The organism is Mucilaginibacter robiniae, from assembly GCF_012849215.1.
Taxonomy (GTDB): domain Bacteria; phylum Bacteroidota; class Bacteroidia; order Sphingobacteriales; family Sphingobacteriaceae; genus Mucilaginibacter; species Mucilaginibacter robiniae.
This window is the reverse complement of sequence record NZ_CP051682.1, coordinates 2,378,727-2,392,383: the sequence shown is the minus strand read 5'-3', so window position 1 is coordinate 2,392,383 and position 13,657 is coordinate 2,378,727. Positions and strand designations below refer to the sequence as shown.

At 41.6% G+C, this 13,657-nt stretch carries 13 protein-coding genes; all 13 read right to left on the bottom strand.

Annotated features, from left to right (window positions below; all coding sequences use genetic code 11):
- Positions 1-42: 42 nt before the first annotated feature.
- The 13 genes from HH214_RS10720 to metH all read right to left on the bottom strand — a co-directional run bounded on the left by HH214_RS10720 (position 43) and on the right by metH (position 13,521).
- The gene (locus HH214_RS10720) at positions 43-1,404 is read right to left on the bottom strand and encodes a type III PLP-dependent enzyme domain-containing protein (protein WP_169607545.1); all 1,362 of its coding nucleotides are present in this window, start codon (positions 1,402-1,404) and stop codon (positions 43-45) included.
- Between the two features lie 21 nt (positions 1,405-1,425).
- Entirely contained in the window at positions 1,426-2,481 is a 1,056-nt protein-coding gene (locus tag HH214_RS10715) for an ATP-grasp domain-containing protein (protein WP_169607544.1), read from the bottom strand.
- Positions 2,482-2,497: 16 nt separating this feature from the next.
- Positions 2,498-2,740 (bottom strand): PqqD family protein, encoded by a 243-nt coding sequence (locus HH214_RS10710; protein WP_169607542.1) that lies wholly within the window; start codon positions 2,738-2,740, stop codon positions 2,498-2,500.
- Positions 2,741-2,999: 259 nt separating this feature from the next.
- Positions 3,000-3,155 carry a twin-arginine translocase TatA/TatE family subunit gene (tatA, locus tag HH214_RS10705; RefSeq protein ID WP_169607540.1) on the bottom strand — a complete coding sequence of 52 codons (156 nt, stop codon included), beginning with the start codon at positions 3,153-3,155 and terminating at the stop codon, positions 3,000-3,002.
- A gap of 269 nt (positions 3,156-3,424) precedes the next feature.
- On the bottom strand, positions 3,425-4,120 hold the full coding sequence (locus HH214_RS10700; protein ID WP_169607538.1) for a pirin family protein: 696 nt from the start codon (positions 4,118-4,120) through the stop codon (positions 3,425-3,427).
- Between the two features lie 4 nt (positions 4,121-4,124).
- Entirely contained in the window at positions 4,125-4,631 is a 507-nt protein-coding gene (locus HH214_RS10695) for a hypothetical protein (protein WP_169607537.1), read from the bottom strand.
- Between the two features lie 76 nt (positions 4,632-4,707).
- Positions 4,708-5,448 (bottom strand): dioxygenase family protein, encoded by a 741-nt coding sequence (locus tag HH214_RS10690; protein ID WP_169607536.1) that lies wholly within the window; start codon positions 5,446-5,448, stop codon positions 4,708-4,710.
- Positions 5,449-5,743: 295 nt separating this feature from the next.
- Positions 5,744-6,106 carry a response regulator gene (locus tag HH214_RS10685; RefSeq protein ID WP_169607535.1) on the bottom strand — a complete coding sequence of 121 codons (363 nt, stop codon included), beginning with the start codon at positions 6,104-6,106 and terminating at the stop codon, positions 5,744-5,746.
- Between the two features lie 319 nt (positions 6,107-6,425).
- On the bottom strand, positions 6,426-7,127 hold the full coding sequence (locus tag HH214_RS10680) for a LytR/AlgR family response regulator transcription factor (RefSeq protein ID WP_169607534.1): 702 nt from the start codon (positions 7,125-7,127) through the stop codon (positions 6,426-6,428).
- 12 nt (positions 7,128-7,139) lie between these two features.
- A complete protein-coding gene (locus HH214_RS10675; RefSeq protein ID WP_169607533.1) occupies positions 7,140-8,315 on the bottom strand; it encodes a sensor histidine kinase in 1,176 nt (391 codons plus the stop codon).
- A gap of 134 nt (positions 8,316-8,449) precedes the next feature.
- Positions 8,450-9,406, bottom strand: coding sequence for a methylenetetrahydrofolate reductase [NAD(P)H] (gene metF, locus HH214_RS10670; RefSeq protein WP_169607532.1), 957 nt, complete (start codon positions 9,404-9,406; stop codon positions 8,450-8,452).
- Entirely contained in the window at positions 9,403-9,807 is a 405-nt protein-coding gene (locus HH214_RS10665) for a four helix bundle protein (RefSeq protein ID WP_169607530.1), read from the bottom strand. The genes metF and HH214_RS10665 overlap by 4 nt, the downstream gene beginning before the upstream one ends.
- Before the next feature lie 39 nt (positions 9,808-9,846).
- Entirely contained in the window at positions 9,847-13,521 is a 3,675-nt protein-coding gene (gene metH / locus HH214_RS10660; protein ID WP_169607528.1) for a methionine synthase, read from the bottom strand.
- Positions 13,522-13,657 lie beyond the last annotated feature (136 nt).

The following is a 13,657-nucleotide window of genomic DNA, read 5'->3' as shown; positions in this document are numbered from 1 at the left end:
AACAGTAATTATGGATAGACATCCTTTTCGCGACTTGATTTATTAAACTTGTACCTTTTGTTGTAAATGTGCTGGTACTTGCTCCATCATTTCCAGATACTCCAGGGTTTCGGGCTGACGTATCTGGTGCGGTTGTCCTTGTTCATCAATCAATACTACAGCAGGTCGCATGGTAATAAACTGCATCCACTGTGTCAGGTTATAAGCCCCAACTTTATGTACCACGACATGATCTCCGGGGTTGAGCAGCGGTAAATTAATGCTTTCGCGAATTACATCGATATTCATGCACAAAGGACCATACACCACCATGTTTTCGGTGTGCTGACTGCATTCTTGCGCCGGACTGATTTTATGATCGTACCAGAACGAAGTGAACAGACTATTGACACCAAAATCCATAATAATGCCTTGCCGGCCATCATTCAGGCGTTTGTTAGCCACTACGCTTCCTAATAAGTAACCGGCATCATCAATCAGGGCGCGGCCGGTTTCCAAAATCAGCAAGGGTAGCTCATCCTGCTTAAAATCATAACCCAAAATGGTGGTAGTAATTACCTCCGCAAAATCATCAACCGAGGGGATAGTATCTGCACTGGGTAAATAAGCACCTTTCAAGGTATTGGCAGAAGGAAAACCGCCCCCTAAATCCAAATACTGGATAGGATTGTACAACTGTGTTTTACAGCGCTGGGCTAAATCGCACAGCTTGGCAGCAGCTATGCCATAGGCCGATGCTGACAGCATAAAAGTACCAATATGACAATGCAAACCTTCTAACTGCATTTTACCTGATTCTACAATTTTGGTAATGGCGTTCCAGGCTTGACCATTTTCATAGTTAAAGCCGAAACGATCCCAAACAGGATAAACACCAATATCCATATTCACCCGAATGGCTACACGTGGCTTTTTGTTGATCGTATTACAGATAGCCAGCAGATTATACAGTTCATCAAAATGATCAATATGAATTAATGAATCATTTTCAATAGCCAGCAGCACATCTTCGCGCTTTTTATTCGGTCCGTTAAAAATAATGTGATTTCCTGGTACACCATTGCCCAAAGCTTTATAATATTCAAAGCCAGAAACTACTTCGGCCCAGCTACCTTCCTGATGAAAAACCTGGCAAACAGCATTCAAGTAATTGGTTTTGTAACTCCAGGCAAATTGTACTTTCGGATAACGGGTTTTAAAGGCCCGTGCAGCCGTGCGGTAAGTACGCCGTATCTGCTTTTCAGACAATACAAACACCGGCGAACCAAATTGTGCTATTAAACTTTTAACCGGTACACCATCAATTTGCGTTACCGGCTGCATACAGGCCGAATTACCGAACTTGCTCATCGGCCCGGCATTCATTTTTTTAATTAATGGTCGCTCGTATTTTAATTTTTGCATGGCAAAAAACTTAATCAAAATCTATAATTCGCCAAAGGCCGATAGTTGCTGAAACTCACTTACATCGGTAATATGATCCCAGGCATAGCGGATAAACATTTTACCGGCCTGATATTGCGTAAATGGCTCAAAAGTTTCGCCCAGAGCCATTTTTACCAACGTAGCTGGCTGGTTTTGTCCGGCACCAGCAGTTAAATATATCCAGGCCGGAAAACGCGGATTGACCTCCATGATAAACAATCGGTTTTCCTGATCGCGCATAATTTCCACTTCAAAGCCGCCTTTCCAGTGCGTGGCCTGGGTAAAACGGCGCGCTAAATCCAGCAAAGCTTCATCTTCAATAGTGATACCGGCCCAAGCCTTACCTTTATCCGTAATATACAACTTACGCATAGGTATAATACTAATGGCTTGGCCTTTACCATCACCTAAGCCGGCAATATTAATTTCGGTTCCTTTAATAAACTGTTGTACAATAACCGGTGTGCCCCATTTAGCACTTAACTGATAAAAAGCATTTTTTGCCTGCTCAGGCGTTTGTACTACCTGTGCTTCGTAATACTTTCCTTTTACCACCAAAGGGTAATTTAAGTTTTCGGCAGCTTTATCCAGTTCATCAGCTTTATAGATCAGCTGATCGGCCGGCACATGCAGGTTGTGCTGCTTGCCAAATTGAGATAGGTTGACTTTGTCCCGCATCTCCAACTGTTCATGCGTAGGCAAAAACGTCCGGATGCCCATAAGCTGTAGCTGTGCGCTGATTTTGATAAAGTTATACAACTCTGCATCAAAATTAGGGATGATGATATCTAAGCGTTCCTGCTGATGTATGTACTGTAACCGATCAGTTAAAGCGGTAGTGCCTGCTGCAGGATAGGGTATTTGATAAGTTTTATCTACCACCTGGTGCAAATATATACCTGGTTCTAAGGATTCATAAGCCAACCCAATAATGCGAACACCTGCTCCTAAACCTTCCCGTAAAGCACGTATAACACCTATACCCGGCCCAGGGCTATCAATAGCATTCAGGCCGGTTACACCAATAACTAAAGGTTGCGTAAAGGTTTTGGTCATACAGGGCTTTTAAAAACTAAGCTTCCAGCAAGTTGGCATCACGCAGTTGCAATAGCCAATCTTCCCAATCACGTTCCACCTGGGCTGGTTCTACATCATATTTTTGCAGCAAAGTCTGTTTAATTTCATCCGGTGAACTGCCGCCCTTCATTAAAGTCAATATTTCTACCGCCACCGCATTACTGGAAAATGAATCGCCAGTAGCCGGATTGAAAATAAATCCGTTTTCGCTGGTAGCAATATTTTTCTTTAGTCTCATAATAAAGCGTACTGTATTCAGGCTGATACTGAGCTATTCCAAGCTTGGAACTGCTACAGGCGTGAGGTTAAAAGTACAAATAAAAGTAATTACAGCCGGTATTTATTCAGGCAAACGATCATCACTTTTAGTAAAAAAGGTAGTCCATAAGTAAGCCAACACCAGCATAAACAACACAATACAACTTATTATCAACTTCTTTATCATAGGTAGATGACTTATTTAAAAGTAAAATGGTAGCACTAGCTATACGCTACCTTTAATCTTTAAAAGAGGTATTGGCATCTTTAGCCTCGTTAAACTCTTTAACGCCACGCCCTAAACCACGCATCATTTCAGGGAGCTTTTTACCGCCAAACAATAATACAATAGCTGCTAGTATTAATATCAATTCTGGTGTTCCTAATCCGCCCATAGCACTTTAGTTTAAAATATATCTGTTGATTGTTTTACGTTGTATTTGTTTCAGTAAAAAGGGCTCACGATCAGCCGGAGCCCTCATTATTAACTGATCTATGTATAAAGAACGTACTGATTTACAATGCTGTTCCTATCATAATTGCTTGAACTATTAAGGACATAGTAAATATCCACCAATTGCTATATCAGCCCAATAATGTATCGGTAAACCGGAGGGTTGTATCGATTAATTGTATTCAAGAAACAATCTCACTTTTTAAAAGCTTATGCTTTGATTTCCAATAGCATAATTACTGCATTATTGCTTAAAGCTTCCAACTCCGCTTCCTCTATATCCCATAAAGCCAAACTATCGCGCTCATGCAGTAAACGCCCCTCCAGCTCGAAGGCACCTGTAATTACAAAAGCAAACAATCTCGACTGTCGGCTATGCAAAAAGTACGTTGCCTCACGCCTGCCACCAAACCGGCCTATACTGATGGCAAAAGGATAATCACTTCCGGTAATGTTTATCAAAGTATCAGGCTCGGCATCCAAATCAAAATGGAATGTTTGTGCGCCAGGGTAGGATGCAGTGCTTGTATTTTGCACAACGATCTGCAAATAGTTAATCCAATTGGCCGGATATGGGTTACTACGTACAATATCTGTATTGGCAGGTACTGAACACAACAGTAGCTGCCCAACATCGGTAATAGTAGTAGCGCTTTTATTTTGCTGATAGCTTACCTTACCGGTAATTGGCAGCAGCACATAGTATAATGGTTGGTCGGCAACTAAGGTGGTGCTTTTTGAACCTGCCAGTATAATATCATCCAACTGCTGCAAAGCACCCAATGGTTGCTGATGCTCACGGTAAAAACTGCCAGTATTAAAAATGCTGTACTGCCTGATGGCTGTTGTTTCCATCAAGTATCGCTGGTCGGCCAGATAGATTTGACCCGGATTGAGGATTTTCATTTGTTTATGCAATTACTTGTAGGGTATGAATGTTAACGTAAGATGGTAGCTGAAATAAATCGGTCAGCGCTTGCTGCCCGTCATTAATTGTAGTGGCTGAAACCAGCAATTGCTGCCCGATGGTATCATGCCAGTACAGCGGCTCCGAGTAAAAGTTAATAGCTATATGATGTTTGCTTTTATCTGTAATAGATGAATTAATAATCTCGAACTGAAACTGCTTAAAATTCAAAAACCTGCGCCCAAGATTATTCAGAATATCAGGTATAATTTCATGAAGCTGTTGCACATAGCCTACTATAGCCGGTGTAACCAAGCCAGGCAGACGTGAGGAGTTAGGTACCAGTCGTAATAATTCGGCGTAGGAGGTATAGGTAGTACCTTGGCTAAAATTTTGTGCCTGCATTTTAAACTCCATATAGCTATCATCAAATACCAGTTTATCCCAGGGGTGGGTAGCATTTATATCTATAATTTTCCGGTAACACAGGGTAATGATCCGATTATTCATAATTTTTGGAGAAAAAACAAGACGCCGAGGATTGCTCCGCCGACGCCTCACTTATAAAACAACAACAATTTAACTATTACACATTAATTACTTTAGTGAGTACAAAACCATCGGTCAGGTTGCCGGTTACAGCAGCAATCTCCAATCCGGAAGTATCATCACTAAATACATTATCGCTACTGTTGTAGGTGTAGCCGGTTAAACCTTTAGCATAACCGTTTACCAAAGCCAAGGCAGTGCCTGTACCTTCAGGAAAAGCAATTTGAGTTACCTTTAATGAAGTGCCTGAAGCATTATAAACATGCACATGAATATGCGTAGCACGGCCTGAATACCAGCCTGGAAAAATGGAGGTAAAAGTTACCAGCCCATTACTATCGGTAGTTTGGCGGCCGCGTAAAAAGTGCACGCTGGTATAATTGGTAGTTTGCATACTGGAACCACCATATTCAGAATAGTTACCTTCTGCATCACAATGCCAGATATCTACCAGTGCGCCTGATAATGCCGTACAGCTGCTGCTGCTATCTATCGTAATTTTAATGGTTAGCTTGTACCCGGTACGTCCGTCGGTAATATCACTCCGCACGTAAGAAGCAGGTGTTTTAGTCGGGAACGGACCTTCTGTTTCGGTAGGGGCTACTGTACAACTATTAGAACTTGATGAAGAACTGCTACTGGTTGAGGTAGAAGTACTGGTTGATGTACTAGTAGATGTAGAAGATGGTGTTGTGCTATCTTTCTGGCATGCATCCAACAGCATGGGCGCAGTGGCAGCACCTACAATTAAACTTCTGAGAAAATTTTTCCTTTCCATATCTTTTATCTTTAACTGGTTATTCTCTGATTACACTGTAAAAGTGCGGCAACTTTTTGAGTCTGTAAATAATGTGTCGGCTAAACGGCGGGATGTGCCGATTAATACAATTTACTTAATTTGATTTCATTAAAGCTTGATTATCAATTAGTAGTGAATAAAAGCTGTGTAAATAAAAAAGGTGCTGAAGCTTTCGCTTCAACACCTCATATATAAAAACAACAACAATAAGGGCACAAACGGGCGGTAAACTAAAGACGATACATTAAGCTTTATTTACCGTATGCTTCCTTTTTCAGGAAGCTACCAGATAATTAATATTTAAGGCTAAGGTTTCAGGATTTAAAGGTTTAATAAATAGCGCATCATAACTGTCGCGGCTTAGCTCTGTTTTTTTGTTGATATGACCTGATATCAGAACTACCGGAATATTTTTTAAAACATCATCCTGCTTAACGCTATGGCAAACAGCTTTGGCCTGTTCATTAATAAGCAGAAAATCCAGAATTATTAAATCAGGCTGAAAGCTTTTAGCTATGCTGTAAACTGATTCACAATTTGAAGTTATATGTACATCCGAATAACCGTAATACATCATTTCATCAGCTAAGTTCAAGCCATCATTGTTATTATCCAGCAGTAAAATACGCTTTGGCATAAAAGTTAAATTATTTCAATAATTTGAAGTACCTGTTTTTTGTAAATGTAGCCAAGTCAATAGCCGCAATGCGCCATGTATCGGTAAATAAGAAGGATGTATCGATAAAAGGTTTAACCACCCTAGAAACTTTTTTAACAACGTAAGAATGCAAAACAAACAAGCAGATGGCTTTTACCTGAAATACAAGCTTTTATATTTGTTGAGTTGGATATTACAGACATAAAACCTTTCACCGGTAAGCTGTATTTTAATCAATACACAACAAACAGGCAATAAATTATAGGTAGCGGTGAGTGCTTTAACGCTGAAAAATTGTTTAACGGGTTAGCTCCTTAACTGAAGCACTATAGCTTTCACCGATAGGTATTTCAGCTTGTGCCAGTTTAATTTTTCGGTTCTGAATCGATTTGATTTTACCAATAGCTACCACATAACTGCGGTGCACCCGCTTAAACTGATCGGCTGGTAATTTTTCCAGTGCTTTTTTAAGCGGCATTAAAGTTAATATCGGTTTGTCTTCGCCAGATAAATGAATTTTAATGTAGTCTTCCATACTTTCTATGTATTCAATATCGGCTACATTAACTTTAATCATCCGGTACTCTGAATATACATACAAGCTCTCTTGCGGGGCAGCCTGATTGGCGTTTTGCTTATACTGGTAAAACTCCTGCGCTTTTTCTACCGCTTTGCCAAAACGGTTTAAATCAATAGGTTTGAGCAAATAATCCAGCGCTTCCAGTTCAAACCCTTCAAAAGCAAAGTTTTTGTAGGCGGTAGTAAATATAACCATAGGGCGTGGGTCGAGCGAACGAACCAGATCAATACCGGTAATATCGGGCATATTAATATCCACAAAAAGTAAATCCACCACGTTCTGCTTTAGGTATTCTGCTCCTGAAATAGCGTCCTCAAAAGTTTTCAGCAACTGTAAAGCCGGGAACTTAGCAATATACTGTTCCATAAGGGCTAAAGCCAAAGGCTCATCATCAATAGCTACACATTTTAATTTAGTCATGGCAGAATAGGGTTAGGGATTTATAATGAGTTTTACTTTAAATTTATCATCCGCTGTATCAATGGTTAATACGTGCTTTTTCGGGTACAGGTGTTCCAATCTTTGTCGGGTGTTCGCAATGCCAATGCCTGTACGTTCCTGTATGCCTGCTTTATCATTAAACTTACGGTTTTCACAACAAAAAATAATTTGCTCGCTGTTTACTTTGATTTCGATATTAATGGTGCTGAATTCTTTTTTACTAATGCCGTACTTAAACGTATTTTCTACAAACGACATCATAATCAACGGCGGAATTTTCTGATGCGTAATAGTGCCGGTTACTTCAAAATTAACCTGAGTTTTACTACCCAGTCGTAAGCGTTGCAAATCAATATAATTTTGAATGCAATCAATATCATCTTGCAGGGGTACAAATTTCTGAGTTACATCATCAGTTACATAACGCATAATGTTAGAGAGCTTCATGATACTGTCTGAGGTATGCTCGCTGTTCATTACTGAAAGGGTGTAAATGTTATTCAGCGTGTTGAACAGGAAATGCGGGTTGATTTGCGCTTTTAAAAAGGATAGTTCAGCATTTACCTTTTCAGCTTCTGCCTTCATTACTTTTTGCTCGGTGTTTTGCCATTGCTTTACCGTTCGGGTAGCAATACTGAGCGCTGTGATGATAAAAAACAAAAATAAGCTTACGATATCTACATCCTGGTAATGCTGCAAAATACCCTTAGGTCGTTTTAGTGCCGGGTCTTGCATGCGTAAATCCTGGTGTGGCAACGGACCGAACATTTGATTAGAGGAAGGTGCTCCCAGCGTATCCCCACCCGGCGGCATAGGATGTGGACCAATCATTGCTGAATCAGAAGCTATAAGGGGCTGTTTCAGGGCATGATGCTTCAGTAACTTATCAAAAGGCTGAAAGTAATATACAAAGCTGAACAAAACGAGCACGATAATACCATAATCTACATACTTTTTACGGAAAAACAGCTGAGGAATAAGATAGCTGGTATTCAGGTAAAATATGCCGATGTAGGTAAGGCAAAACAGCCAATAGTAGGGCGACGACAGTAGGATGCCAATACTGTTTTTAGGATTACTGTTTAAAAACAATAGTGGAAACACCAAAAACAGCAACCAACCTGCCGCATGGATAATAAACGTAGTCGTAGCCCTAAAACGGAACATATACTACAAATATGCCTGAATTTAATTAAAACTTAGCAGCAGGTATCGGTAATTAAGGCAATTGTAAAGACAAGCAGCAGAACCGGATGTTATATGATACAACATCCGGCTTTACTTCACACTTAATAGTTAATCTAAAAAATAGCTTGGGCTATCCTTTTTGTAGGCTCCGCATTGCCCATGGTGTAAAAGTGTAATACGGGTACGCCAAATTCTACCAGCTCTTTACACTGGTTAATCATCCATTCAATACCTACTTCTTTTACTTCTTTATCGTTTTTACAAGCATGTACCGCATCACTTAAATCTTCCGGAATATCGATGTGAAATATTTTAGGCAGATTGATTAATTGCTTAGCAGTTGTAATGGGTTTTAGTCCCGGTATAATTGGTACATTAATATCATTTTCACGGCATAACGTTACAAATTCTTTGTATTTGCTTACATCGAAAAACATTTGGGTTACAATGAAATTGGCACCGTTTTCTACCTTCTTTTTCAAGTATCTGAAATCGGTTTTCAGGTTAGGCGCCTCAAAATGCTTTTCAGGGTAAGCCGCTACACCAATACAGAAATCCGTTTTGTAAGAGCTGTCCTGATACTCATGCAGATAAACACCATTGTTCATGTTGGTTACTTGATCCAGCAGCTCGGTTGCGTAGCAATGTCCGCCTGGTGTGGGTATAAAACCTGAATCGGTTTTACGGGCATCGCCACGCAGTACCAGCACGTTATCAATACCTAAAAATTGCAGGTCGATTAACGCGTACTCCGTTTCTTCTTTAGTAAAACCACCGCAGATGAGATGAGGTACCGTATCTACGCCGTATTTATGCATAATAGCCGCACATACCGCTACCGTACCCGGGCGTTTACGATAAGTAGCTTTCTGTATGGAGCCATCGGGTAGTTCTTTATATACCAAATCTTCACGCGAAGAAGTTACGTCTATAAAGGGCGGCTTGAACTCCATCAGCGGATCAATGGCATTATAAATACCCTGCAAGCTTTGCCCCTTAATAGGCGGCAGCAGTTCAAACGAGAATAAAGTTTTGCCATTCGCGTTGGCTATATGTTCGGTAATTTTCATTTTTGGGATTTCGGGTTTTCAGTTGCGGGTTGCGTGGTTTGTTGTTTTATTTGTGATTTGAAATAATTGATCAACCCGCCTAGTAATTTTCTAACTTTTTCTAATTGCTTCAGTAAGCTTTCTAATTGTTCTGTCGTGATAAAACCTAAATCACAGGAAAGGTAAAGTTGTGCTTCTAATTCATAGGCTGATCCGCGAGCAACATAAAAGAATTGTATAGAATCTTTCAAATGATTTCTTCCACACCCTTCGGCTACGTTTGATGGTACTGAGATTACAGAACGTTTAATTTGCGATTGCAAACCAAATACCTCTTCTTTTGGAAAGCCCTTTGTAGCATCATATACCTGCTTAACTAAAATTCTAGCTTCTTTCCAAACATCTAAATTTGTGAATATCATGAGCTAAATTAATCTTTTACCCGCAACACGCAACATACATTAGTAGTTCAAATTAGGTCCCAACCATCGTTCTACGGTTTCTACTGACATGTTTTTGCGTTTGGCGTAATCTTCGATCTGGTCTTTGCCGATTTTACCTAAGCCGAAATAGCGGGATTGCGGGTGGGCAAAGTAGAAGCCGCTTACCGAAGCCGTAGGCAGCATGGCCATGCTTTCGGTGAGTTGCATGTGGGCATTTTCTTCAGCTTTGAGCAAATCGAACAAGGTAACTTTCTCGGTATGCTCCGGACAAGCTGGGTAGCCTGGTGCCGGCCTGATGCCTTGGTATTCTTCTTTAATCAACTGCTGATTGGTTAATACTTCATTTTTAGCGTACCCCCAATACTCACGGCGTACCAGTTCATGCATTTTTTCGGCAAAAGCTTCGGCCAGGCGGTCGGCAATAGCTTTAACCATAATGCTGTTGTAGTCATCATGGTCTTGTTCAAAATGCGCCACCAGCTCATCGCACCCTAAGCCGGCCGTTACGGCAAAACCACCAAAGTAGTCGGGTACGCAACTGCTTTTAGGGGCAATAAAATCCGACAAGGCATAGTACGGTTCGCCTTTCGCTTTCTCTGCCTGCTGGCGCAACGTATGTATTTTAGCTAACAACTGGGTACGGCTTTCATCGCTGTACAACTCGATATCATCGCCTACACTGTTGGCCGGCCAGAAACCGATTACACCACTAGCTTGTAGCAAGTTTTCTTTGATAATACGATTAAGCAAAGCTTGGGCATTATCAAACAGTTCATGTGCTTCGGTACCTACGTTTTTATCTTCAAAAATTTTAGGGTAACTGCCGCGCAATTCCCAAGTATGAAAAAACGGTGTCCAATCAATATAAGGTACTAACTCAGCTAACGGGAAAGCTTCAAAAACCTTAGTACCCGTAAAGGTAGGCTTAGATGGCATAGCGCCATCTAGGTTCAGCTCAATGCGTTGGTTACGGGCCTCATCTAAACTGATGAACCGTTTATCGGAACGTTTATTTAAGTGCGCTTCTCGGGCTTTGGCATATTCATCTTTAATGGTTTGAATGTAACCATCACGATTATCTTTATTCATTAAAGTGCTGCATACCGTTACACTACGTGAAGCATCCAGCACATGAATAGCCGGACCCGAATAGTTAGGCGCAATTTTAACAGCAGCATGTATGCGCGAAGTAGTAGCCCCACCCACAATGAGCGGAATAGTAAAGCCTTCACGTTCCATTTCTTTGGCAAAGTGCACCATTTCATCCAGCGATGGCGTAATTAATCCACTCAAACCAATGATATCTACCTGTTGTTTTTTAGCTTCTTCAATAATGCGCTGAGCAGGCACCATAACGCCTAAATCGACAATTTCGAAATTGTTGCAGGCCAATACTACGCCTACAATGTTTTTACCAATATCGTGCACATCGCCTTTAACAGTGGCCATTAACACCTTGCCGGCATTGCTACGTTCATTGCCACCGGCGTTTTTAGCTTTTTCAGCCTCAATGAAGGGCAGAAGGTAAGCCACTGCCTTTTTCATTACCCGGGCCGATTTTACCACCTGCGGCAAAAACATTTTACCGGAACCGAATAAATCCCCCACGATGTTCATGCCATCCATTAATGGGCCTTCAATTACCTCCAGCGGACGGTCATACTTCTGGCGTGCTTCTTCTACATCGGCATCCAGGTACTCTACAATACCTTTTACCAGCGCGTGCGATAAACGCTTTTCAACTGGCTCATTGCGCCAGGCTTCATCTTTTACGATTTCCTTGCCCTTGGCTTTTACCGTTTCAGCAAACTCCACCAGGCGCTCAGTAGCATCTGCTCTGCGGTTTAATAGAACATCTTCTACCTTTTCCAGCAGTTCTTTAGGTACTTCTTGGTAAACCTCCAGCATACCAGCGTTCACAATGCCCATATCCATACCTGCTTTAATGGCATGGTACAGAAAAGCGGAGTGCATAGCTTCACGCACTACGTTGTTACCCCGAAACGAGAAAGATATATTACTTACCCCGCCACTTACCTTGGCATGAGGCAGGTTTTGTTTAATCCAGCGGGTAGCTTCTATAAAATCAACTGCGTAGTTGTTATGTTCTTCCAAACCGGTAGCAACGGTCAGAATGTTAGGGTCGAAAATAATATCCTGTGGTGGAAAGCCCAGTTCATTAACCAGTATATCGTATGAGCGCTTGCAGATTTCTATACGGCGTTCGTAGCTGTCGGCTTGTCCTTGTTCATCAAAAGCCATAACTACAGCTGCTGCGCCATAGCTCATTATTTTACGGGCATAATCTCTAAACTTGTCTTCGCCTTCTTTCAGCGATATAGAGTTTACAATACCTTTACCCTGCAAGCATTTTAAGCCCGCTTCAATTACATTCCACTTGGATGAATCGACCATGATGGGCAGCTTGGCAATATCCGGTTCGGAAGCGACCAAGTTCAGGAATTTAACCATGACGGCTTCCGAATCAATCATACCCTCATCCATGTTGATATCGATAACCTGAGCGCCGCCTTCTACCTGCTGTCGGGCAACGGTTAAAGCTTCTTCATAATTTTCGGCCAGAATTAATTTAGAAAATTTAGGCGAACCGGTAATGTTGGTACGCTCACCCACGTTTACAAAGTTGGTTTCGGGAGTGATGGTAACTGCTTCCAGTCCGCTGAGGCGCATATTAGGCGCTACTTCAGGCTTTTTACGCGGCGAATGCTGGGCTGCCTTTTCGCCAATGCAGCGAATATGATCGGGCGTGGTGCCACAACAACCACCTACTATATTTACCAGACCCGCTTTAATAAAATCATCTACCTGATGAGCCGTTTCGTGCGGCGTTTCATCATAAGCACCAAACTCGTTAGGTAAACCAGCGTTGGGGTAGGCCGATATAAAAACATCTGCTTTTTCTGATAATTCTTCCAGGTACGGGCGCATTTCACGGGCACCTAACGCACAGTTTAAACCTACCGATAGTAAATTGGCATGACGAATAGAATTCCAAAATGCTTCTACGGTTTGCCCTGATAAGGTACGTCCTGAAGCATCTGTAATAGTACCGGATATCATGATTGGCAAGTGCTTGCCTGACTCGGTTGCATAACGCTGAATGGCAAATAAAGCAGCTTTGGCGTTCAGGGTATCAAAAATGGTTTCTACCAATAGTACATCCGAACCACCATCCACTAAGCCGCGTACCTGTTCGTAATAAGCTTCAGCCAAATCATCAAACGTAACTGCCCGATAACCCGGATCATTTACATCGGGCGATATGGAGGCCGTACGGTTAGTAGGGCCTACCGCGCCAGCCACAAAGCGGGGCTTATCCGGCGTTTTTTGGTTGTATTCATCGACTACTTCACGAGCCAGGCGTGCACCTTCATAGCTTAACTCGTAGTCCAGCTCTTCCATGTGGTAGTCAGCTAAACTGATACGTTGCGTACTGAAGGTATTGGTTTCGATAATATCAGCACCGGCCTCCAAATACTCGGCATGAATAGCTTTAATTACATCAGGCCGGGTAATATTCAGCAGGTCATTGTTTCCTTTTAAGTCAGAAAGATGATTTTTAAAACGCTCGCCGCGAAAATCCTCCTCTGTCAATTGATAGCGCTGTATCATGGTACCCATAGCGCCATCAATTACCAATATGCGTTTTTGTAATTCTTCTCTGATGTTCATGTTCTAGTATCAAGTAGTAAGTATCAAGTATCCAGACATCTTATTCTAATACTGTCAGGTGCTAACTATCCTGTATCATGACATTCAACCATAATACTTGATACTTATTACTTGATACTAATCTTGCTTATTTCGA

Bases quoted from the DNA above. Each gene is read 5' to 3' on its own strand.
- HH214_RS10700 (WP_169607538.1), bottom strand. From the start codon at position 4,120: ATGAAAATCCTCAATCCGGGTCAAATCTATCTGGCCGACCAGCGATAC.
- tatA (WP_169607540.1), bottom strand. From the start codon at position 3,155: ATGGGCGGATTAGGAACACCAGAATTGATATTAATACTAGCAGCTATT.
- HH214_RS10675 (WP_169607533.1), bottom strand. From the start codon at position 8,315: ATGTTCCGTTTTAGGGCTACGACTACGTTTATTATCCATGCGGCAGGT.
- HH214_RS10695 (WP_169607537.1), bottom strand. From the start codon at position 4,631: ATGAATAATCGGATCATTACCCTGTGTTACCGGAAAATTATAGATATA.
- HH214_RS10690 (WP_169607536.1), bottom strand. From the start codon at position 5,448: ATGGAAAGGAAAAATTTTCTCAGAAGTTTAATTGTAGGTGCTGCCACT.
- HH214_RS10720 (WP_169607545.1), bottom strand. From the start codon at position 1,404: ATGCAAAAATTAAAATACGAGCGACCATTAATTAAAAAAATGAATGCC.
- HH214_RS10680 (WP_169607534.1), bottom strand. From the start codon at position 7,127: ATGACTAAATTAAAATGTGTAGCTATTGATGATGAGCCTTTGGCTTTA.
- HH214_RS10685 (WP_169607535.1), bottom strand. From the start codon at position 6,106: ATGCCAAAGCGTATTTTACTGCTGGATAATAACAATGATGGCTTGAAC.
- HH214_RS10710 (WP_169607542.1), bottom strand. From the start codon at position 2,740: ATGAGACTAAAGAAAAATATTGCTACCAGCGAAAACGGATTTATTTTC.
- metF (WP_169607532.1), bottom strand. From the start codon at position 9,406: ATGAAAATTACCGAACATATAGCCAACGCGAATGGCAAAACTTTATTC.
- HH214_RS10665 (WP_169607530.1), bottom strand. From the start codon at position 9,807: ATGATATTCACAAATTTAGATGTTTGGAAAGAAGCTAGAATTTTAGTT.
- metH (WP_169607528.1), bottom strand. From the start codon at position 13,521: ATGAACATCAGAGAAGAATTACAAAAACGCATATTGGTAATTGATGGC.
- HH214_RS10715 (WP_169607544.1), bottom strand. From the start codon at position 2,481: ATGACCAAAACCTTTACGCAACCTTTAGTTATTGGTGTAACCGGCCTG.